Below are 22,514 nucleotides of genomic sequence, written 5' to 3' on the forward strand. Positions count from 1 at the left end.
TTTGATTGACCGCACTACGCCGGCATCCCTAGACGCCTGTTTGAGGTCGAGTTCAGCCGAAAGATATTTTCGGCAAGCCTGGAGTTGATCGGTGGGAGTCGGAGAGCGAAAACAGCATGGATAACAAACACGTCAAGTTGCTGCGCTGCCGAAGACACGGCATCGAGGCCGTGGAAGCGGACACAACACGCGCTTTTGGCCGCCATACCCACGAGCAGTTTGGCGTTGGGTTGATCGAACGGGGAGCGCAGCGGTCGTCCAGTGGACGCGGTGTCGTCGAGGCTTGTGCTGGCGACATCATCACAGTAAATCCCGGTGAGGTTCACGATGGCGCGCCCATCGGCGATGGCGGACGTTCATGGCGGATGCTCTACCTTGATCCCTCAGTTGTTGCCGAATTGGTAACCGATATCACCGAAGGACGGGGGCCTTCGACCATCGAGTTCAACCACCCCACGGTGAGGGACAGCCAGATTGGAACCCTTTTCAGAGCGCTTTACCTGACGCTGGTTTCCAGCGATGCTGACCAGAATGAACTCCGAGCGGACGAGAAGTTACTCCTCCTCCTGGGGCGTTTGCTGCAACCTAAAGCTAGCGAGCGACGCTCGGTACCAGCCGGGATCGCATCGGCGCGCGCCCTGATCGATGACGATCCAGCGGCCGTCCTGACGCTGACAGCCCTCGCTAGTGAAGCCGGTCTAAGCCGGTATCAGTTCCTGCGTGGGTTCACGCGGGCGACTGGTCTGCCCCCTCACGCTTACCTCATGCAGCGGCGCATTCACCGCGCACGTCAATTGATCGCAAGAGGTGTGCGGCTCGGAGACGCGGCCGCAGAAAGCGGCTTCTCCGATCAAAGCCATATGACGCGACTGTTCGTCCGCAGCTTCGGAACTGCCCCGGGTGCCTACGCCAAGGCGGTCGGCTGACCTTTCAGTCTCGCAATTTCATTCAAGACGGACGGAATGTATAAGCGCGAAGATTCGGCGCTAGATTCATCTTCCGAGCCCGAGGTCTGATTTGCTTTTCTCCTACGCGTCCTGCATACATCTTGAGTTTCCAGCACTCGCCACGCGCGTGCTTCGCCTTGAAGCACTGACACCAATCGCCTCGCATGCGGGCTCCGTCGCGCATTTCTTGGCTCACGCGAAGCAGCGAATCGCACTCACAACAGAAAGCGATCTCCCTGAGATCCGAGCATGGCGGCGGGCATTTTCGAAGATGGGACTAAAGCCCACTCAATACCGTTGCGCCGCCGAAGCACTGCTTCGGCGGCTTCGCAAGGAAGGTGACCTCCCTTCAGTCCATCCGCTCGTGGACCTGTGCAACGCCGCGTCGGCAGCCTACGCCATTCCGATCGCAGCCATCGATCTGAACAGGATCAGCGGGAAACTTCACGTGCGCCCTGCCGTAGGCAACGAGGCGTATGAGACGTTCTCGGGCGACATCGAACGTCCTGACGCAGGCGAGATTATCTTCGCGGACGACAGCAATCGTGTCCACGCCCGGAGGTGGGCAAATCGTCAAAGCGGCTATTCGGCAGTCAAAGACCAAACTACAGATGCGCTAATCGTTATTGAGGCTATGCACGAAACCGCAGAGGCGGACGTCACGCAGTTGAGCACAACGCTCCGCACGACCATCTCGGAGCTTTGGCCTTCTGTATCCATCACGGACCTGCCGGCCCGATGAACCTCGAATTCTTGATCACTTCGCTGATCGTCGTTGCTTCGCCTGGAACCGGTGCGCTCGTAACCTTGGCGGCAGGCCTGTCACGCGGGGTTCGTGCTTCCATTCTCGCGGCCTTAGGCTGTACTCTGGGCATCCTTCCCCACTTGCTTGTGGCGAGCACAGGCTTGTCCGCCCTCCTTCGCACGAGCACTAATACCTTTGAAGCGATCAAGTATGCCGGCGTCGCCTATTTGCTCTACATGGCATGGATGACACTGAAGGAACGCGGAGCGTTGAAACTGGAGTCAGAGGGGCGCGCCCGGACCGACAAGGAGGTAATCTGGCACGCGACCCTAGTGAATTTACTCAATCCGAAGCTCTCTATCTTCTTCCTGGCCTTCCTGCCTCAATTCATTGGTCCCGACGAGGATCGGCCAACCCTTTTAATGCTGGAGCTCTCGCTCATCTTCATGGCGATGACCTTCATGGTGTTCGTGATGTACGGGGTATTTGCAGCCAGTGTTCGTGATCACGTTCTCTCGCGGCCAGGGGTTCTCAGGTGGATACGCTGGGGCTTCGCGGTGGCTTTCGTCGGACTCGGAATCAAGTTAGCCTTCGTGCAGCGGTAGCTTTTTTCAGGCGCCACTGACCCACGGCTAACGCTCATCGCCCCGTTGCAGCCCCTTCTCTCACGCACCCCAATCAGTCGCTTCGGAAAAGCTCAGGATGCCGATTGTTCGTCGTGAACGCCGATTTAGATAAAGTTGCACTCATCGTTCCACAGGTCAGGTGTGCAAGCACGTGATGAAAGACTCAGGCTGCACGTTGTCTACTCGCCTTAGGCGATTGTCATAAGGCTGGCGTTCCCACCGGCCGCAGCCGTATTGACACTCAGCGACCGCTCGATCACCAAACGCTCCAAACCTACATGCGTTCCTCCTGAGGGTTGACTGTTGACGCCAATCACCGGCCCAGCACGCTCCGCAAGCTTTTGGTTGAGCGCAATAAGACTGGTGGTGTCCCCATGGTGCAAAACAGCATCGAAGATAACCTCGGCCGCCTCCCACGAGGAAACCAGCTCGCACTGCGCCTGTACATCCGGGGGAAGAGATTCAAGCAGGGCTTTTGCCGCGACGGGCAGCACCGCTCGGCTACCCACCGCCAGCACCGCTGCCAGTTGAATCAATAGATCACGATCGTCATTGGCCAAGCACAGCACGGCTTGTCGTGGCAAAAGCGTGTAGACATTGCGCTCACCCGTGGGGCCCAGTAGCTCCCATGAAGATCCGGCTTTCGCACGTTGCTCGAAAAGCGTACAGCTAGCCAGGAGCTCAGGCTTTCCGACTTTGGCGGCCCAAGTGCTGAGTGCAGTCAAAGCACTGCTCACCCCTGCAGCGTTGACGGGCATCGCATGGGCACCTGACTGGCTCAAACTAGTCGTGACCTGTTCCAACACGTTGCGAGGCGGGCGCGACAGCAAGCGATAAAGATACAGGGGGCCACCAGCCTTGGGCCCGGTGCCTGACATCCCTTCACCGCCAAACGGCTGTACCCCAACCACGGCCCCCACCATGTTCCGATTGATGTAGACATTGCCAGCGTGCACAGCATCTACCACTGCTGCGATGGTTTCATCAATTCGCGTGTGAAGTCCAAACGTCAAGCCGTAACCCGTCTGGTTGATTTGCTCCAGAAGCTGGGCCAAGTCCTTGCGCCGATACCGAACAATGTGCAAAACAGGTCCAAAGATTTCTCGTTTCAGCTCGCTGACGCTATCTAATTCAATCAAGGTTGGCGTGACAAACGTACCACACTCCATCGCTTTACTATCTAAATTCCATACGGAGCGAGTGACCTTATGCCCGCGCTGTTGCATGCTCTGAATGTGCTGCTCGATACCGCTCCGTGCTTGTGCATCTATGACCGGCCCAATATCCACCGCCAACTGAGCCGGATTTCCAATACGGGCTTGCGCCATCGCGCCCTTGAGCATTTCTAGAGTACGGTCTGCAATGTCTTCCTGAAGGCAGAGCAAGCGCAAGGCCGAGCACCTTTGGCCAGCGCTATCAAAAGCCGAAGCCATGACATCCGCCACCACTTGTTCGGCCAGCGCGGAGGAATCCACCACCATGGCGTTCTGGCCCCCCGTTTCGGCGATGAGGGGAATCGGTTGGCCGGATTCGCTGAGGCGTTTGGCCAGTACACGTTGCAAAATCCGCGCTACTTCAGTGGAGCCGGTAAAAAGAACCCCTTGAACACGGGCATCAGCCACCAAACTCGCGCCCACGGTTTCCCCCTGGCCGGGCAACAGTTGGATCGCTGCATCCGGAACACCTGCCTCCCGTAAGCGCCGGACCGCATGCGCGGCCACAAGCGGAGTCTGCTCGGCAGGCTTGGCCAGCACCACATTGCCCGCAGCCAGTGCTGCAGCCACTTGACCCACAAAGATGGCAAGAGGAAAGTTCCAAGGGCTGATGCACACCACCGGACCCAATGGAAGGTGCGTCTCATTGTTGAAATTCTGCTGAACCTGCACGGCGTAGTAACGCAAGAAGTCCACCGCTTCGCGCACCTCGGCCACCGCATTAGCGGCGGTCTTGCCGGCTTCTCTCGCCAGGAGGCCGATAAGAATCCCCATATCGGATTCCAAAGCATCCGCAGCGCACATCAATATCTCGCATCGCTTCGCGGGCTGCGTGCTTGCCCATTCAGCAGCCCCTGCAGTAGCGCTAAGCAGCGCAGCATTGACCTCGGCTGATGAAGCTTCCCGCGCATAACCCACCAGATCGTTTAAGTCCGCGGGGTTTCTCACTTCTACCGTCTGGCCTTCGAAATAATGCTCAGTGGAAGATGCATCGTGCACTGGCGGCTCGCTGCCGGCAATCAACGCAGTGGTGGACCAGTCACGTGCGTTCGCTTGCGCCATGGCGCCGGCTACCGCGTTCAGGGTGTCCTCGTTCGACAAGTCAATGCCGGCGGAGTTGGCGCGAAGATGGCCGTAGAGTCCGTTCGGTGAAGAGATGGCTGGATGAGGCAAACCATAGGCTCCCTCCTGCTTGGCCAGGCGGTCTACGGTCTCAACCGGGTCTTCGACCAGCGTCTGCAGGTCAATGGACAGGTCTGCAATGCGATTCACGAACGACGTGTTGGCGCCGTTCTCCAGAAGACGGCGAACCAGGTAGGCCAGCAGCGTTTCATGCGTACCCACCGGCGCATAGATTCGGCACGGTCGATCGAGCCCGCCAGCGGCGGCATTTCCCACCACCTGTTCATACAGGGGCTCACCCATCCCATGCAGGCACTGGAACTCATATTGCCCGGGCCAATAGCGCTCGGGTTCAGCCATTTCATAGACGGCGGCAACCGTGTGCGCGTTATGCGTAGCGAACTGGGGGAATATGGCGTCAGGCGCCGCGAGGAGCTTTCGTGCGCAGGCAAGGTACGCCACGTCTGTGTACGGTTTGCGGGTGTACACAGGAAACCCGCTTTGGCCATCCACCTGCGCTCGCTTTATTTCACTATCCCAGTAAGCGCCCTTCACCAAACGAACCATGAGCCTGTGCTTGCTGCGGCGAGCCAGGTCAGTCAGCACATCAATCACGTAAGGGCAGCGCTTTTGGTAGGCCTGAATGACGAACCCAATGCCGTTCCAATCTGCCAGCTCAGGTGCGAAGCAAAGGCGCTCCAGCAGATCGAGAGACAACTCAAGGCGATCAGCTTCTTCCGCATCAATGTTCAGACCAATGTCGTACTTTTTCGCCTGGGCAGCCAACTCAAGAACCCTGGGGTAAAGCTCCTCCATCACTCGCTTGTACTGAGCACGGCTGTACCTGGGGTGCAGGGCAGACAATTTGATGGAAATGCCGGGTCCACTGGCAATACCCGCCCCTGCCGACGCTCGGCCAATCGCATCAATGGCGCGCTCATATTCGTTGAAGTACCTCTGCGCATCGGCCTCGGTGAGCGCGGCCTCCCCAAGCATGTCGTAGGAATAGCGAAAGCCTTTGACCTCCTGGGTCTTCGCATGCCGAAGTGCTCCGTCAATCGTTTCACCGCAAACGAATTGCTCGCCCATCATCCGCATGGCCATGTCCACGCCTTTTCGGACCAGAGGCTCGCCACCTTTACCAATGATTTGCCCCAAAGTGGCCGCAAGACCGGTTTCGCTGTGCGTGGAGACTAGTCGCCCCGTCAGGAGAAGGCCCCATGTAGCGGCGTTCACAAAAAGCGATGGACTCTGGCCAATATGCCGACGCCAGTCACCATGGGCAATCTTGTCGCGGATGAGTGCGTCCCGGGTACCTGCGTCTGGAATTCGAAGAAGCGCTTCAGCCAAACACATAAGGGCAATGCCTTCCTGGGAAGACAGCGAATACTCCTGCAACAGGTTTTGAACAATGCCTGCGCGACCCGCCTCGCTTTTACGCGCACGCAAGTTTGCGGCTAGTCGCAACGCCAGTTCATTGGATACCTTTTGGGCTAAGGCGCTGGATCGTGCGGTCTGCAGAAGTGCGGCAACGGCTTCTGGCTCCGCCAAACGCGTTGCAGCCGTAACTGCCTTTCGCAGTGCACTTCTCGGTGCGACGAGGCTTTGGGCGAATAAATTTCCTGCCTGCTTGCTAGGGGCGTCGATCATGATGGCTTTCTTAGAGAATAGCGCAATCATTTCATAATCATCTTAGATTTAAATTCTGTATTTATATTAAAAAACCATATCATTCACTAATGAATAGCCACTTTCCACAGCCCATCCTGGATCGAAGTGATTTGCGCATCCTGGCGTTTCTACAAGCCGATGGGCGAATGTCGAACTTGAAGTTGGCCGAAGCCGTTCACCTCTCTCCCACGGCCACCCTGGCACGAGTTCAGCGCCTCACGCGCGACGGCTACATCCTTGGGTATGAGGCGCGCCTAAACCCTCTGAAGCTGGATGCAGGCATGCTGGTGTTTGTGGAAGTGCTGCTCGATAGAACCACGCCGCACGTGTTTGAAGAGTTCAAAGTGGCGGTTCTACTCAAGCCAGAGATCATGGAATGCCACATGGTGGCCGGCGGGTTCGACTACCTGCTCAAAACCCGAACTGCCGATATGTCCGCCTACAGGGCCTTTGCTGGCGAGGTTCTTTGGCAATTGCCGGGCGTCAGGGAAACACGCACCTATGCGGTCATGGAAGAAGTGAAGAACTCGACTCACCTCCACTTACGGGGTGTGTGACTCAACGGGATCCGAGAACGATCACCACGCCGGGGTGTTGCCGAAATTGACGTATTCACGGAAACGTGGGTCTGCACGCACTCCATAGCCTCATCAATCATTGAATACCCCTTTCGTTGAAATAGATTCGATTTAGATATATCTTATTGATATCTAAAAACGAAAGATATGTCATGTCTGATTTCGAACCGCTGTCTCGGGCAGGCCCGGGCCGCAGAGGTCGCGTACTGGCACACGGGGGCCTCAAGCTGGTGCTCTTGCGATTGATCGCAGAGAAACCCAGCCATGGTTACGAGTTGATCAAAGCCATTGAAGAACAGGTGAACGGCAGCTATAGCCCCAGCCCCGGCGTCGTGTACCCCGCCCTCACCTTGCTGGAAGAAATGGGATACGTGAGTGTGGGCGCCGTAGAGGGAGGCCGAAAACTGCACACCATCACGGATGCCGGCCTTCAATTTTTCGAGAGCCAACGCGATGAAGCCGATGCCCATTGGGCGCGCCTGCAAGCCAAAGCGCGTGCCCACGCTGAACGGCCTCCCCAAATCCAGCGTGCAGTGGAGAACTTCAAGCTGGCTGTCCATATGCGGTTGCAGCGGGGCCCTCTTACCGAAGAACAGGCTCACGCCTTTGCTGCTGTCCTCGATTCAGCAGCGCAAAACATTGAAAAAATCTGAAAGCACTAAATGACCACTTCAAACACACTCGACTCCAACACCACCACTGACCCGCGGGCCTCGCAACGCATACGCCATGAACTTCGGCTGCGCCAACCCAGCGTGCAAAGCGTGGAACGGCTCAGCCCCAACATGATCCGCATCGTTTTGCAGGGCGAAGATTTAAAGGGTTTCACCAGCTTGGGCTTTGATGACCATGTAAAACTCATGCTTCCTGATCCGGCCACGGGCGTGCTCTCAGTCCCTTCTGTCGGCCCAGACGGTATTCGCCACGCCGATGGAGCGCCCCGCCCCGCCATGCGTGACTACACCCCCCGCAGCTTTGATGCGCAAGCCGGCCTGCTGACCCTGGACTTTGCCGTGCATGACGCAGGCCCCGCCACGCAATGGGCAGAGCAAGCCAAGCCTGGTCAGAAAGTTGGCATTGGCGGGCCTCGCGGCTCCATGATCATCCCGATGGCCTTCGACGGCTACCTTCTGGTGGGCGATGACACCGCCCTTCCAGCCATCGCCCGCCGCCTGGCCGAGCTACCCAGCGGCGCCCCTGTGTTGGTGATTGCGGAAGTAGACAGCCCCGCCGACGAACTCAGGTTTGAAACAACCGCAGATCTACGTCTGATCTGGGTCCACCGTCAAGGCGCCGCACCTGGCACCACAACCCTACTGCTTGACGCCCTGCGCAAAGCGGACCTGCCTGCCGGTGATTTCCACGCTTGGGTCGCTTGTGAAACCTCTGCGGCCAAAGCGATGCGCGCGCACCTCGTTGGTGAACGTGGCGCCCGCCCCGCATGGACCAAAGCTGCTGGGTACTGGCGCGTAGGCGCTGCTGATTCACACGAGACGCACAACGATTGACTCGCTTGAGCCTCACCGCACCGCAATGGTGCCTCCCAGCGTCTTGCTGATGCTGACGCCCTGATCTGGGGAGGCACCAAATCAGGGCCTGGTGCGTGCCTCCTCGGATAGGAGCGCGCGCTCCCGGCCCTGCAGCCCATGCCCCTCAATCGGCGGCGGCATTCGTGCACTAATTGTCCTGAATTGCGAGACAGGGGGCGTACTCGCCATCTTGGCGCGGGACTTGCTTCGTACAACTCGTCCACAATGTGTTGGCTGAATTGTTGCTTCGCGCAGAAAGTACATGACATGGCCATCCACGTCGCCCTGAACCACGTCACCCATTATTCCTACGACCGGCTGGTCGAGCTCGGGCCTCAGGTGGTCCGCCTGCGCCCCGCGCCGCACAGCCGCACCAAGGTTCTGTCGTATAGCCAGCGCATCGAGCCGGCCAACCATTTCATTAACTGGCAGCAAGACCCGTTTGCCAACTACCAGGCCCGCCTGGTGTTCCCTGAAGCCACGCGCGAGTTCAAGGTGACGGTGGACTTGGTGGTTGAAATGGCGGTACACAACCCGTTCGATTTCTTCCTGGAGCCGCAAGCGGAGAATTTTCCGTTCGCCTACACAGCCGAACAGTCCAAGGATTTGGCCCCCTACCTGGCCGCAGAGCCACTCACACCTAAATTCAAGGCTTACGTAGACAGTATTTCCCGCGAGGAGCGTCGCACCATCGACTTTTTAGTGGGGATCAACCAGCGGCTGCAAAACGACGTTGGCTACACCATCCGCATGGAGCCGGGCGTGCAAACCCCTGAGCAAACCTTGACGCTTGGCACCGGTTCGTGCCGGGACAGCGGGTGGCTTCTGGTGCAGATGCTGCGCCACGTGGGGCTGGCCGCTCGCTTCGTATCAGGCTACCTGATCCAGCTGGCGCCAGACGTGAAGTCTATCGACGGCCCAAGCGGCCCGGAGATTGACTTCACTGACCTGCATGCCTGGTGCGAGGTGTTCCTGCCCGGCGCAGGCTGGATTGGGCTGGATCCCACCAGCGGACTGCTTGCCGGTGAGGGGCATATTCCGCTGGCGTGCACGCCACAACCTTCCAGCGCAGCGCCTATCGAAGGGGAGCTGAGTGAAAGCAAAGTGACTTTCCATCACCACATGGAAGTCACACGCGTTTACGAGTCCCCTCGGGTCACGGCGCCCTACTCAGAAGCTCAGTGGGGGGCTATTAAGTCTCTGGGCGATGCCGTCGATAAGCGTCTTGTGGCCGGCGATGTGCGTTTAACCATGGGCGGCGAACCGACCTTCGTGAACACTTCTGATCGGGACGCACCCGAATGGAACACTGACGCCCTGGGGCCAACCAAACGCGGCTACGCAACCGAATTGATCCACCGTCTGAGCGCCCAATATGGCAAAGGCGGGTTTCTGCATCTGGGGCAAGGCAAATGGTACCCAGGTGAACAACTGCCTCGCTGGGCTTTGTCTGCCTTCTGGCGTGGCGATGGCCAAGCGACTTGGCGCAATCCTGAGCTATTCGCCGATGAACGCGACCCGGCTCAATACACCTCCGAGGAAGCTCACCGCTTCATTCTGGAACTCGCGCGCAACCTGGGCATTTCCACCCGTTTTATCCGCGCGGGCTACGAGGACACCCCCTACTACTTATGGCGCGAGAGTAAACTCCCAATCAACGTGAATCCGAAGGATTCCAAGCTGAGTGACGAACTTGAGCGCGTGCGCTTGCGCCGCGTGTTCAACCAGGGACTGCAATCGGCCGTGGGCTATTTGCTGCCGTTGGGGGTAGAGGAGCCTGACGCCAAGGCCGGGCCCCAAGCCAAACCCCAACCTAAATCCATCCGCACAGATTGGAAAAGCGGGCCTTGGTTCTTTCGTGACGACCGCATGTACCTCACCCCTGGCGATTCGCCCATGGGCTACCGGTTGCCACTTGAATCGCTCCCGTGGGTTGCACCAGCAGATTACCCCTTCCATATAGAGCTGGACCCCAGCGTCCCACGAGACCCTCTACCTCCGAACGACATCGCCGAAAGCAGTGCCGGAGCAGTTGCTGACGGCAAGTCCGTTGATAACTCTGAAGATTCCGCAGCCAGCCGCGTACCGGAGCTTGGCGAATCGGCTGCGTGGTTAGCCCGCACCGCGCTGTGCGTAGAAGCGCGTGACCCTCACCGGGGCAACGGCCCCAAGGCTGAAGTCAACCATGGCGGGAAAATCAGCCACCTCTATGTCTTCATGCCCCCTCTGGCGCGCCTGGAAGATTATTTGAACTTGATGGCGGCTATCGAGACCACAGCCGAAACGCTAGGCGTCAAGATTGTGCTGGAGGGCTACCCTCCGCCGCGTGACCCTCGGCTGAAGATGCTTCAAGTCACCCCCGACCCAGGAGTGATTGAAGTCAACATCCACCCCGCGCACAACTGGGCCGATCTAGTCGACCACACAGAGTTTTTATACGACGCTGCGTTTCAGACCAGACTCTGCGCCGAAAAATTCATGACCGATGGGCGCCACACCGGTACCGGTGGCGGCAACCATTTCGTGATGGGTGGCGCCACCCCTGAAGACAGCCCGTTCCTGCGCAAACCTGAGCTGCTAGGGAGTTTGGTGGCCTATTGGCATAACCACCCCAGTTTGAGTTACCTGTTCAGCGGTCTGTTCATAGGCCCCACCAGCCAGGCTCCGCGCGTGGACGAGGCCCGCAACGACCAGTTGTACGAACTCGAAATCGCGCTCGCCCAAATTGAAGCCAACCGGAAAGTTCACGGCGAAAGCATGCCGCCATGGATGGTGGACCGCACCTTGCGCAACATTCTGGTGGACATTACAGGCAACACGCACCGCAGCGAGTTCTGTATTGACAAGCTGTTCTCACCCGACACCAGCACCGGACGCCTGGGTCTGTTGGAATTGCGCGCCTTTGAAATGCCACCACATGCCCGAATGAGCGTGGCGCAGCAACTACTGCTTCGCGCTCTGGTGGCCAAATTCTGGGAGAAACCATGGCGTGGACAGTTGACCCGCTGGGGCACGGAGCTGCACGATCGTTTCCTTTTGCCCACGTTTGTGCATAAGGACTTCCAAGATGTTCTGGCCGACCTCAAACAGTCCGGTTTCGACTTCGACAGCGCCTGGTTTGAACCTCACTTTGAATTCCGCTTCCCTCTGGTAGGCCAGTTGGCGGTAGGCGGCATGGAGCTGAAACTACGCAACGCTCTAGAGCCCTGGCACGTGATGGGAGAAGAAGGCTCCGTTGGAGGCACCGTGCGCTACGTGGACTCCTCTCTGGAACGCCTGGAGGTGCATGTATCTGGGTATAACGACCGACGCTATGTCGTCACCTGCAATGGCCGCGCGCTCCCGCTGCAACCTACTGGCGGCGCCGGTCAGTACGTGGCTGGCGTGCGTTACAAGGCTTGGAACCCGTATTCCAGCCTGCACCCCAGTATTGGTGTGCACGGGCCACTGACCTTTGACATCGTCGACACCTGGAACAACCGCTCACTGGGCGGCTGCCAATACCACGTGGTGCATCCCGGTGGACGCAACTACGATACGCTGCCCATCAATGCCTACGAGGCTGAGAGCCGCCGCCTGTCGCGGTTTTTCCAACTGGGGCACACGCCTGGTACCGTGAATATTTCAACACCAAAAGTCAATCTGGAGTTCCCCTTCACTTTAGACCTCCGAACCTGACGCATACTCGGGGGTGTGCACACAAAATTCACCCCCGCGTGAGGCTACAGCAAGACGCACCCAGCACTACCGCCCGGCTGACTCCGGCGCCGTGGTGCAGTGGGCGTGAGCGCTAGTGTCTAGTTCACAGGACTGAAATCCTTGAAAGACACCGCCCTCCCCCTTTTTCCTTCTGGCGCGCCGGTCGATCCCGTGAGCTTGGCCGCCGAGTGGGCTGAAGCGGCATCACCGGGCCACCTGGATGAACTGCGCGATTCAGCCAGTGGAAACTTAAGTCCCTACTGGACCTCCTTCTTCAAGCACGTAGGGCTGGAGGGTATGGGTGAATTAAATCGCCGCGCCCAAAGCTTGGCGCGGCAGATTCGCGACAACGGCGTCACTTATAACGTCTATTCAGACGCGAACGGCACGCAGCGCCCTTGGTCTCTGGACCTGCTTCCCATGATCGTGTCGCCCGAGTCCTGGGCCACTATCGAAGCTGGGGTGTTGCAACGCACCCGCCTGCTCAACGACATGCTGGCGGACATCTACGGCCCGCAACGCCTTCTTCAAAAAGGGCTGCTGCCGGCCGCACTCGTGCAAGGCCACCCTGGTTACCTCCGGGCCATGAAAGGCATTCGTCCGCCAGGGGACACCTGGTTGCACGTGGCTGCATTTGACTTGGGGCGTGGTCCGGATGGGCAATGGCGCGTGATCTCGCAGCGCACGCAGGCTCCATCCGGTTTGGGCTATCTGCTGGAAAACCGCATTTCGATCTCCCGGCAGTTTCCCAAGGCATTTGGCGGCCTCAATGTGCAGCGTCTGGCTGCCAGCTACCAGGGTTTGCTGACCGGCATACGCGCCATGGCTCCTAACGGAGAAAACGCCCGCATCGCGCTACTGACGCCCGGCCCTTACAACGAAACCTATTTCGAGCACGCCTACCTGGCCCGCTACCTGGGCCTGAGTCTGGTGGAAGGCAATGACCTCACCGTGCGCGAAAACCGCCTCTTTCTCAAAACCTTGACGGGTTTGGAACCCGTTGATGCTCTGATCAAACGCCTGGACGACGAGTGGCTGGATCCGCTGGAATTGCGCCACGATTCAGCACTGGGTATCCCCGGTCTGCTGCAGGTCGTGCGTGCTGGCAACGTACTTCTGGCCAATGCGCCCGGCTCGGCGCTGCTGGAGTCGAACGCCTTGCTCGGCTTCATGCCCGCCATCTCGCGCGAACTTTTGGGAGAAGAACTGCGCCTGCCCGCTCTGTCCACCTGGTGGTGTGGCGAACAGGCCGCCCTTCAACGCGTACTGCCCCAGTTGCGGCATGGGGTGATCAAATCAACCTACCCCGGCTCGCCCGTGACCACGCTAATGGGCCGCAGCCTGAGCAGCGACGCACTGGACAAGATCACTGGCCGCATGGCGCAGTACCCAGAGAATTTCACCGTTCAATCTTTCCTGCCGCTGTCTGAAACACCTACCTGGACAGGCGATCACATCGCTCCTCGTGCTGCCATGCTGCGAGTGTATGCGCTGGCCGACGGCCCGCAGAGCTGGCGCGTTCTACCTGGTGGCCTGGTTCGGCTGGCGCAGCGCGGGCAGTTAATGGCCTCCATGCAGCATGGCGGAAGCAGCGCCGATTGCTGGGTCATGACCCACGGTGAGGTCGATCGAACCAGCCTTTTGCAAAACGCCCCCACCACGCTGGCTCTGGCGCAAACCCGCCGCCCGGTCACCAGCCGGGCTGCAGAAAACCTGTTCTGGCTGGGCCGCTACACCGAGCGCGCTGAAAATTCAGTCCGGCTGGCCCAGGTCATTCTGCGCAATCTGCACGATGAAGAGCCCACCGCCCGCCCTCTGCAAGCCTGGATGACCAAACAAGCTCAAGCCCAGGCGCTCGTAAGCAACCACGTGCCCGGTATGTTGGGATTCGCAGCCCAACGGGTTTTTGAGCGCTCGCTTATCGCGTCGCTCGCCGATACGGAAGGCGCGTTCAGCGTGGGATTCAACCTGCGCTCGTTGCGCTTATCCGCAGCGAACGTGCGGGAGCGCTTGAGTCAGGAGCAGCGCCACTTGATCGAGCAGGCAGAAGTCGACTTCCTCGAACATGGAGGCCCACTCAGCGCCGACACCGAAGCCAACGCACAGGACGCGCTGAATGCCCTGGAAGAAGCCAGCGAAGCATTGGCTGGCATCACAGGCACTCAGACCGACCGCATGGTGCGAGATAACGGCTGGCGGCTGCTGTCTATTGGGCGTCTCATTGAACGGCTGGCCACCCTGGCCCAAGCCATGCGCGAGGCTTTCGAGACAGGCAGTGTGCTGGACCCCGCCGGCTTTGAGGCGCTGGTGGCGCAGTTCGACAGCACGATCACATTCCACTCCCACTACCAACAACGCCGTGACGTAGTGGCCCTGCTTGATCTGTTGCTGGTCAACCGCGATAACCCCAGATCATTGGCCTGGGTGCTGGACACCTTGCGCTCACGCCTGCGCAAACTGGAGCAGGCCAACCCGGACTTTGCTCAACGCCTGTGCGCCGATCTGCCTGACCCGGCTACCTGGGACCTGGCGCACCTGAGTACACCTGACACCGAGGGGGAGCACACTGACCTGTTGGCTGTGCTGGAATCCTGCGAAACCTCAGCCTTTTCATTGTCTGATGCGCTCAGTCAGGAGCATTTCAGCCATGCAGAGCGCAGCAACCTCAGTCTGCTGGCCTGATCGCGCCAAAGGCGTGCTCCAAGCCCACCATCATGCTGCTTCGTATCATCCACGACACCACCTACCAATATGGAAGGCCCGTGGTCACCGCTCAGCACCTGGCCCATTTGAGCCCCGTGGACCAGCCTGGCCAACGTGTGCTGCTTCATCAGCTCGACGTGGATCCCACTCCCGCACAACGTCAAGACCGCGTAGATGCCTTCGGTAATCCCTGCTGCTATTTCGCCCTGCCCAGCCCGCATGAGCAACTGACCGTATTGGCCACATCAGAGGTGGTCACACAAGCGCCAGGTCCTCTGCCCCCGGGGCTACCTTGGGAGCAGGTGGCCGATGGTTTTCGCTACTACGCTGGAGCACCTTACGACCCGGCTGCTGAATTTGTGTTCGCCTCGCCACGAGTGCCTCATCACAGTTTGTTGGCAGATTTCGCCCACCCGGCATTTGGCCCAGGTCGCCCATTACTGGAAGCTGCCACCGACCTGATGCAACGCATCTACAAGGAGATGACCTACTCCAGCGGAAGCACTGACGTCAACACGCCCACGCTTGAGGCCCTGAACCAGCGAAAAGGCGTTTGCCAGGACTTCGCCCACATCATGATCGGTAGCCTGCGCAGCCTGGGCCTGCCCGCTCGCTACGTCAGTGGCTACATGCTGACGCAACCGCCCCCCGGTAAAGCGCGGTTGATTGGCGCAGACGCTTCGCATGCCTGGGTGCAGGTGTATGACCCGCAAGCAGGTTGGGCTGATTTCGACCCCACCAACAACCTGTGCGGTATGGGTAGGCCCGCAGAAACCCACGTGACCTTGGCGCTCGGCAGGGACTTTGGCGATGTCTCGCCGCTGCGCGGCGTGATCCAGGGTGGCGGCAGCCCCGATCTGGAGGTGTCCGTGACGGTGGGCCCCCCAGAGGAACTAAAAGCCTTGATGGCTTGATGAAAGGACTCCCCCTGAGTCGCTTACGCGCCATCCCCCTGAGGGGGACGCTGCCAGCGGCCTGGCAAAGCCAGCTCCGCGGCAGCCCCGTATGGCCTGCTCCGCGGCCTTCTGATCTTGCTCCCTCTCCTGCATGCGGGAAAGAGTGACAACGCCAAAGGCGACGTGGTTCACTCTCTGACGCTGGGCATAGATACACGGGGATGCTTTGCGACAGCATCTGTGCATCCGATAGCCTCAATGGCTTTGGTCGTACGTTGGTTCATGCGGAAAATATTAGCCCCGGATGATATTCAAAGTGAGCCCAGGCCAACAATATTTTCGTTAGGCTAGGCTAATGGAGACTCTTCAATAGAAATTCTAATCTCTGTTTTCCAGTAGATTCTGAAATAGGCAATCTGCCATAATCGTGTCGATTCACGAGAAAAAAGAAGATATTCAATGGACTACAAGGAATTTTCTTACTCAACCTCAGCCGTCACTGGCGTTGCGTTCCGCGCTTTGGGGATCAATTAATGGCCCATCCATTGAAACTTGGACTGCTAGCTGCCTTTGCGCTCTTTTTCTTGACGCAAGGCGCAGTTGCGCAGCTTCCGCCTGCAGACGAAGCGTCTATACGAAACGCCGACAGCAGTACGATTGACACGCTTATGAGGACCACTGCTCAACGGATGGCGGGGAATTTGCCCGCACGGCTTGACGCGGTTACTGAGATGCAAAGCGTCTACTACGATAAACCTTCCAAAACGCTGGTCATGTCTGGACGCCTTCTTGGCCCAATCGATGTGGAGAAAGCAAAAGTGGCACAGCGGGAAACGTTTTGCGCTCAACCTAGAAATCGAACATTAATCGCAAAAGGTGTTACTTATAGCTACCACTACACCCGCGCAAACGAATCTCCGGTAATCCTAAACATGACGGCTTCGTCCTGCGGTGTAAAACCAATTAACTAAAGAATAATAGCAATTCAATATAAATCGTTAGAGAATTTCTCCTGGCATTATCAGGTAGTGTTTTACGGATCCTTTACAAAGGCCACTCTAACGCCTACAAAATCGATCACACCCTGAATCAGGAACAGATGTTAGGTATGCTTTCAGCGCAATCCCCCTCATCACCCGACGAAAGAAAGCCCAAGGCAAGTTTTGCAGCCAATAGCTCGTGCTATTGGCGAAAAATCAACGTAGCATACCGCCCGGGGGCAGTGATCTGGCGTCGTGAGAGGTTTTGCAGAGGTTCCCTAGATTAGCTACGTGAAATTAATCCAGGCTAGTAATTAATCCTAAACACTGCACTTTGCCAGCACCGTCAAGCAGGAAGATGGCCATCTCCGCTGAACTATGACCGGCATCGGGGATAAGTGATAACGCAAAAGGTGGCGCTTGATCTTGAGCGCCATCCGTTTTGCTGAAAGCGACACAATTCGGTGGTGTAGTACCTATTGCGCGTTATCACTCTTGTCCATTCCATTCGCAATCTGTACACCTTCGCATCAGTTGGAATCGTTCTTGCTTGCCTGGGGCAATAGTCACGACGTGTTCCGTCGCCCACAAAGGAGAAGTCCAATATGACCGCCTACGACGATGTCTTGCCAGACGACCCGTTCGAGCGCTGGCACCAAGTCACCTGTCGCAACTACTCAGTGACTGAATGTCGCGCGGTAAGAGACCATTCATTCAGCGCACAGGTTAAGGTCCGCCCCTTTGGCGATCTGGTGATAAGCCAGATTAGTTCACAGGTGAGCCCTGGAGTCGAGCTGAAGGTCACCCGCGGCCGCAGAGAGATTCGCAAAGACTACCGCGATGATTTTCTGGTCTGGGTTGGTGGATCTGGCACCACGATGCTGGAGCAAGGCGGCCGCAGCACGCAGTTGGGCGCGGGCGACATGATCTTGCATGATCAGGCCGCGCCCTTTAACCTCACATTCAGTCAGCGCTCAGCCGCTGCAATGATCACTGTGCCTCGCCGTGTCATGCTCACCCGATTCCCCCAAGCAGAACATTGCACCGCCCTGAGAATTCGCTCGAACTTGCCTCTGGCACGTTTGGCCACCGCCACCTTCAGAGAGATCGCTCTGCAAGACGGTGATGTGCGTTCAGACACCTACAGCGAAAAAGTGTGGAGTGCTGCCCTGGATATCTGGGTAGCCGCCCTGCAAGCTTGCACACCTGGTGCGGAGCCGCCTCGCCTAGCTCATAGAGACCTGCGCCTGCGAACCGCACAACGCTACTTGCTACAGCGCCTCTACGACCCTGAAGTCAATTTGGCAAGCGCATCAGCAGACCTTCACATGTCCAGCCGCACCCTGTTGCGCTTGTTCGCTACTCGCGGAACCACGCCAATGCATTGGCTTTGGGAAGAGCGTCTCAAGGCATGTCGCGAGGCCCTGCTGCGTGGACAGTTCGAGCGCGTGAGCGACGCCGCTTTCGCACATGGTTTTCGCAATCTCTCGCACTTCAGCCGAACATTCAAGGCTTTGCATGGCATCAACGCAAATCAGTTGATCCGCGAAATGGTGCCTGAGCAGGGCTTGGCCGCTCCGGAGCCTACCTAGAGGTCAAAGCCTTGTGCAACGCTTCGACATCAGAAGGTGTGAACAGTGTTTTTTTAAGCCTGTCGAAGTTTGAAATCGTCAAAGTGCCCTCCCTCCCCCACCCTGTCTGGATGAGCACATCAGATGGCCATCTCAGGCAAATGAAACCCGCCCTCGGGAGATATCGTAGCTCTGGACTATCCCAGCAACCCAGAGGTACACACCATGCCATATCAGCTCAAGGAAATCGACCCCAAAAAGACGGCCATGATCGTCGTGGACATGCAAAACGACTTTGTCGCCGAAGGCGTTCCAATGCAATCGGCCCAAGCACTCGCCATGGTGCCGCGGCTTGCAGACACGCTGTCTTTCTGCCGTAAAGTTGGCATCAAGGTCGTCTACACCACCCATGTTCATCGCAGAGACGGTAGCGACATGGGTCTCTACGACGATCTCTATCCCCCGATTGCATCCCGCGCTGCGCTGATAGATGAAACCCCTGGTATAGAAATCTACCCTGGTGTGGCACCTGCCCCAGGGGAGCACGTCATCAAGAAGCATCGGTACAGCGGCTTCTTCGCCACTGACCTGGACCTGATGTTGCGCGAATGGGGCATCGACACTGTGATTGTCTCCGGCACCACGACCGAGAACTGCTGCCTTTCCACGGCCCGTGAGGCCATGTTCCTGAATTACAAAACGGTCTTCCTGTCAGACGCTACGGGCACATTCGACTACCCAGACGTTGGCCAAGGCGCCATGTCTGCCGAGGAAGTGCACAAGGCCACACTCATCATCTTGGCGTTTTCAACTGCGCATGTGATGACGGCCAAAGAGTTCAAAACCCTTGTGACTCTCGCCTGAGGACATGAATCTCCCTGAGTCGCTCACGCGGCTGCTCCCATATGGCCTGCTCCGCGGCCTTCTGACTCCCTCTCCTGCTTGAGGGAGAGACTGATGCAGGCGCGCCTGCCGACTTGAGCCCCAGAACCCAAGGCGGCTAGCTGGTTTTACCCCCTCTCCCGCATGCGGGAGAGGGTTGGGCGGGGCCGGCCAACCGGTGAGGGCTAGCGGCGTGTCCATGGTGTGTGCCCCTCCGCGAGACCAGAGGCTCCAAGCCGAAACGCGCAGGCTCATGTATTCATTTCAGCATGGAAGATCGGCGTGCTATCAACGTTCTTGGATAAGGCTGGGCGGGGCCGACCAACTAGTGAGAGGACGGCCTGGCCATTCCGGATGAGTTATCTCCAGCTCGGATGTTGTTTGAAATAATCCTGCCGACCGGAAAACGAGGTTGTAGATTGCGTTGGTGCATGCCGCTATATGCCGCTGTTCGAGCACCTCGCCAGAACAATCCAGTGGTCGCTGATGGTTGTTGATATGCTGAGCCAAAACCGGACAGAACATGGATCTCAGACAACTACGTCAGTTTGTCGTGCTGGCGACCGAGCTCAACTATCGAAAGGCTGCTGAGCGCTTAAACATGACGCAACCTCCTTTGAGCATCGCCATCAAGCGGCTGGAGTCCGATGTGGGGGTTCAGCTTTTTGAGCGTGATCGCCTGGGGGTTCGGCTGACCATGGCTGGCGGAGTCTTTCTAAGCGAAGCCAAGCGCCTGCTTGATGGCGCTGACGCCGCGATCAAAGCCACTCGTGATGCCGACCAAGGGCGCGTGGGAAGTTTGCGGGTTTGCTCTGTTCCCAGTGCATCGCTGGAGCTGCTACCAAGCCTGCTCCACCGATTCGCGACCAACTTTCCTTCGGTTCGGCTTCATTTGAGCAGCGGCAGCACGGTAGGAATTCTGGGGGAATTGCAAAGAGGAGAACTGGATGCAGCCTTTCTGGTGCCGCCCTCTTCCGGTGTGCCCGGCATAGAGTGGATGGCGTTGCCTCGCCAGCACCTGATCTTGGCAGTCCCTTCCAACCATCCCCTCGCCAGCCGGGACACCGTCAAACTCTCAGAGTTGGGGGAAGAAACCCTCGTGACTCTGGCGCATTCGGATAGCCCAGGCTTCGCGGGCGAAGTCATGGCTTTGTGTCGGCGCGAAGGGTTCTACCCCAAGGCGCTCCAGGAATCTTCACACGCACTGATCACCTTGCCGCTCATTGCCGCGGGCTTGGGGGTGGCCATCGTTCCCCAAGCCTCGCGCCGCATTGCCGTCGATCACGTGAGTTTTGTGTCATTAACTGATTCCGACAACCAGGCACTGACCTACCCGCTTGCGCTTGCAACGCCTTCCAGATCGGGCAACCCAGCCGTGCCATGGTTTGTGGACACTGCGCGTGAGCTATTAGTCACGCTACCCCTGGGTTAAAACCACGGCCATCGAGGAGGTCTGTGCCTGGATGGCCACGCATGGCGAGCTTACTTGGCCACCGGTTTCAGCAGTCCGGCCCACTTCGCTTGTTCATCTCGAACCCGCTTCTCGAAAGCAGTTTGAGAAGGGTCAACGGGTTCGCTTCCCTTCGAGTAGATCCTTTCGTGCACCAATTGACTTCCAGCCACCTTGGCGATCGCCGCATTCAGCCGCTTCACAACCTCTGCCGGCGTACCTGCTGGAGCAGCCAACCCAGAGAGCGAGCCGCCCTCCACGCTTTTGCCCAAGACCTCTTTAACCGTGGGGATGTCAGGAAAATTGGCCAGACGCTTGGAAGATGTGACCGCGAAGGGGCGAATCTGCTTGGAATCGACAAAGCTGACCGCACTGACCGCTGAAATCGCAGTGGCATCTGCCGTGCGGTTGATCACCGCCGTCAACGACTCCGTACCGCTCTTGTACGGGACGGCAAGAAACTGAGTGCCTGTCGCTTGCTGAAGTAGTTGAAGCACCTGATAGTTGTCGGAGCCCTCCCCTGCAGTCGAGAAGCTGAGTTTTTCGTTCTCGGTAGCGGCAGCCTTCACAAGTTCAGGAAGCGAAGGAAACGGGCTGCTCGGATTGACAGCCAGAATGGTGGGCGTGTTCGCCAGCATGGCCACATACGTGAAGTCCTTCTTGGGGTCGTACGCCAAGCTGGGATAGATCAGCGGATTGACTGCAAACATTCCGTTGGTAATCACAAGAAGCGTGTATCCATCTGGGCGGGCCTTGGCTACAAGACCTCCAGCGATCCCACCGGCCGCGCCGGCACGGTTTTCCACCACGAATGGCTGGCCCAGCTCCCGAGAGAGACCTTCCGCAAACACACGTGCGGTGATGTCCGTGACACCACCCGCACCGAAAGGCACCACCAGGCGGACAGCCTGCGTGGGATAGGTTTGAGCTTGTGCAGTGGTGCCCGCCATCACGGCAAGCACACAAGAAGCGGTAAGCAGGCGAAGGGGTTGAATCATCAGATGATCTCCATGGTTTTAAGAATATCTCTCATCGCGTCGTTCAGCGCAGGAGTCAAAGGGGAAAGCGGTGCACGCAGATGCCCTGCTGCAACGCCGCTCAGCTCGAGCCCGGCAGTGACGGTGCGCGGAAGCCCGTGATCCATCAGGAAGTTGAGCAGCTCCGACTGCCTGGAAAACCAATGCTCGGCACCAGCCCAGTCGCCGGAGGCCACGCAGCGATGAAAGTTGAGAATGAAGGGAGCGCAGACATTGGGCGCGGCTGTGCACCAACCCGCTGCGCCATCTTGAAATCCTTGCTTCGCCATCCGGTTTAAACCGATGAAGATACTCACATGATCCGGGCACGCCTCTCGCAACCGTGAAATCTTGGTCTCATCCGGGCTGGCTTCTTTGATGAGCGAGATATTGGGCAACTCCGTGAGCTTGCTCAGAAATGAAACTGATAAATCCAGGCCCGTAGTGAAAGGGTTGTTGTAGACCATCACAGGAATAGAAACCGATTCAGCTATCTGGCGGTAGTACTCGAAAATCTCCGCTTCCGTCAGTTTCCAATAGGTGCTGGGCAACACCTGGATCGCTGCGGCTCCCGCTTCCTGCGCGAATCGCGCGTGCCGAACAGTGTGCGCCGTGCTAAGGCTGGACACTCCCGCAAGCACGGGTACACGGCCTGCAGCAGCAGCCACTGTCGTGCGGATAACGGCGTCGCGCTCCTCGTCACCCAGGTAGGGCAAGCAACCCACACTACCCAGCGGACAAAGGCCATGCACACCAAGATTTATAAGCCGCTCAACATGTTGAGCCAATAGGGAGTGGTCCACCTGCCCTCTTGCATCGCAAGGAGTGAGCAGGTAGCCAACGATGCCGTTCATTTGCATAGGGGCTAATTCCATTTAAAAACTG

Annotated in this window: 16 protein-coding genes; 13 read left to right on the forward strand and 3 right to left on the reverse strand. The window is 58.2% G+C overall.

What is annotated here, in order from left to right:
* Positions 1–116 precede the first annotated feature (116 nt).
* From G518_RS0108585 to G518_RS0108595, 3 genes are all read left to right on the forward strand, one after another.
* Positions 117–926: an AraC family transcriptional regulator gene (locus G518_RS0108585; protein ID WP_028602184.1), complete on the forward strand. Its 810-nt coding sequence runs from the start codon at positions 117–119 to the stop codon at positions 924–926.
* A 148-nt stretch (positions 927–1,074) separates the two neighbouring features.
* The gene (locus G518_RS0108590; RefSeq protein WP_342663761.1) at positions 1,075–1,689 is read left to right on the forward strand and encodes a B3/B4 domain-containing protein; all 615 of its coding nucleotides are present in this window, start codon (positions 1,075–1,077) and stop codon (positions 1,687–1,689) included.
* Positions 1,686–2,297: a LysE family translocator gene (locus tag G518_RS0108595; protein ID WP_028602186.1), complete on the forward strand. Its 612-nt coding sequence runs from the start codon at positions 1,686–1,688 to the stop codon at positions 2,295–2,297. The genes G518_RS0108590 and G518_RS0108595 overlap by 4 nt, the downstream gene beginning before the upstream one ends.
* Positions 2,298–2,506: 209 nt before the next feature.
* Here the strand turns inward: G518_RS0108595 and putA are convergent, their stop codons facing one another.
* A complete protein-coding gene (gene putA, locus G518_RS34415) occupies positions 2,507–6,304 on the reverse strand; it encodes a trifunctional transcriptional regulator/proline dehydrogenase/L-glutamate gamma-semialdehyde dehydrogenase (protein WP_036594134.1) in 3,798 nt (1,265 codons plus the stop codon).
* 89 nt (positions 6,305–6,393) lie between these two features.
* On the opposite strand from putA, the gene G518_RS0108605 reads away from it, so the two are divergent.
* From G518_RS0108605 to G518_RS0108650, 10 genes are all read left to right on the forward strand, one after another.
* Positions 6,394–6,882, forward strand: a complete 489-nt coding sequence (locus G518_RS0108605) for an Lrp/AsnC ligand binding domain-containing protein (protein ID WP_028602187.1) — start codon at positions 6,394–6,396, stop codon at positions 6,880–6,882.
* A 173-nt stretch (positions 6,883–7,055) separates the two neighbouring features.
* Positions 7,056–7,556 (forward strand): PadR family transcriptional regulator, encoded by a 501-nt coding sequence (locus G518_RS0108610; RefSeq protein WP_028602188.1) that lies wholly within the window; start codon positions 7,056–7,058, stop codon positions 7,554–7,556.
* A gap of 9 nt (positions 7,557–7,565) precedes the next feature.
* Complete coding sequence (locus G518_RS0108615; protein ID WP_028602189.1) at positions 7,566–8,411, forward strand: siderophore-interacting protein; 846 nt, start codon at positions 7,566–7,568, stop codon at positions 8,409–8,411.
* Positions 8,412–8,699: 288 nt separating this feature from the next.
* Positions 8,700–12,110, forward strand: a complete 3,411-nt coding sequence (locus G518_RS0108620) for a transglutaminase family protein (RefSeq protein WP_028602190.1) — start codon at positions 8,700–8,702, stop codon at positions 12,108–12,110.
* Positions 12,111–12,242: 132 nt separating this feature from the next.
* Positions 12,243–14,813, forward strand: coding sequence for a circularly permuted type 2 ATP-grasp protein (locus tag G518_RS0108625; protein ID WP_028602191.1), 2,571 nt, complete (start codon positions 12,243–12,245; stop codon positions 14,811–14,813).
* Between the two features lie 32 nt (positions 14,814–14,845).
* Positions 14,846–15,748 (forward strand): transglutaminase family protein, encoded by a 903-nt coding sequence (locus tag G518_RS0108630; protein ID WP_028602192.1) that lies wholly within the window; start codon positions 14,846–14,848, stop codon positions 15,746–15,748.
* A 515-nt stretch (positions 15,749–16,263) separates the two neighbouring features.
* Positions 16,264–16,701, forward strand: coding sequence for a hypothetical protein (locus G518_RS0108635; RefSeq protein ID WP_028602193.1), 438 nt, complete (start codon positions 16,264–16,266; stop codon positions 16,699–16,701).
* Positions 16,702–17,315: 614 nt separating this feature from the next.
* Positions 17,316–18,302, forward strand: a complete 987-nt coding sequence (locus tag G518_RS38360) for a helix-turn-helix domain-containing protein (RefSeq protein ID WP_051236253.1) — start codon at positions 17,316–17,318, stop codon at positions 18,300–18,302.
* 204 nt (positions 18,303–18,506) lie between these two features.
* Positions 18,507–19,145 carry a cysteine hydrolase family protein gene (locus G518_RS0108645; RefSeq protein ID WP_028602194.1) on the forward strand — a complete coding sequence of 213 codons (639 nt, stop codon included), beginning with the start codon at positions 18,507–18,509 and terminating at the stop codon, positions 19,143–19,145.
* A gap of 541 nt (positions 19,146–19,686) precedes the next feature.
* The gene (locus G518_RS0108650; RefSeq protein WP_028602195.1) at positions 19,687–20,595 is read left to right on the forward strand and encodes a LysR family transcriptional regulator; all 909 of its coding nucleotides are present in this window, start codon (positions 19,687–19,689) and stop codon (positions 20,593–20,595) included.
* A gap of 50 nt (positions 20,596–20,645) precedes the next feature.
* Here the strand turns inward: G518_RS0108650 and G518_RS0108655 are convergent, their stop codons facing one another.
* Both G518_RS0108655 and G518_RS0108660 read right to left on the reverse strand, forming a co-directional pair.
* Entirely contained in the window at positions 20,646–21,611 is a 966-nt protein-coding gene (locus G518_RS0108655) for a Bug family tripartite tricarboxylate transporter substrate binding protein (protein WP_028602196.1), read from the reverse strand.
* Entirely contained in the window at positions 21,611–22,489 is an 879-nt protein-coding gene (locus G518_RS0108660; protein WP_028602197.1) for a dihydrodipicolinate synthase family protein, read from the reverse strand. The genes G518_RS0108655 and G518_RS0108660 overlap by 1 nt, the downstream gene beginning before the upstream one ends.
* Between the last annotated feature and the right edge of the window lie 25 nt (positions 22,490–22,514).

This window comes from Ottowia thiooxydans DSM 14619 (genome assembly GCF_000422885.1).
Taxonomy (GTDB): Bacteria; Pseudomonadota; Gammaproteobacteria; order Burkholderiales; family Burkholderiaceae_C; genus Ottowia; species Ottowia thiooxydans.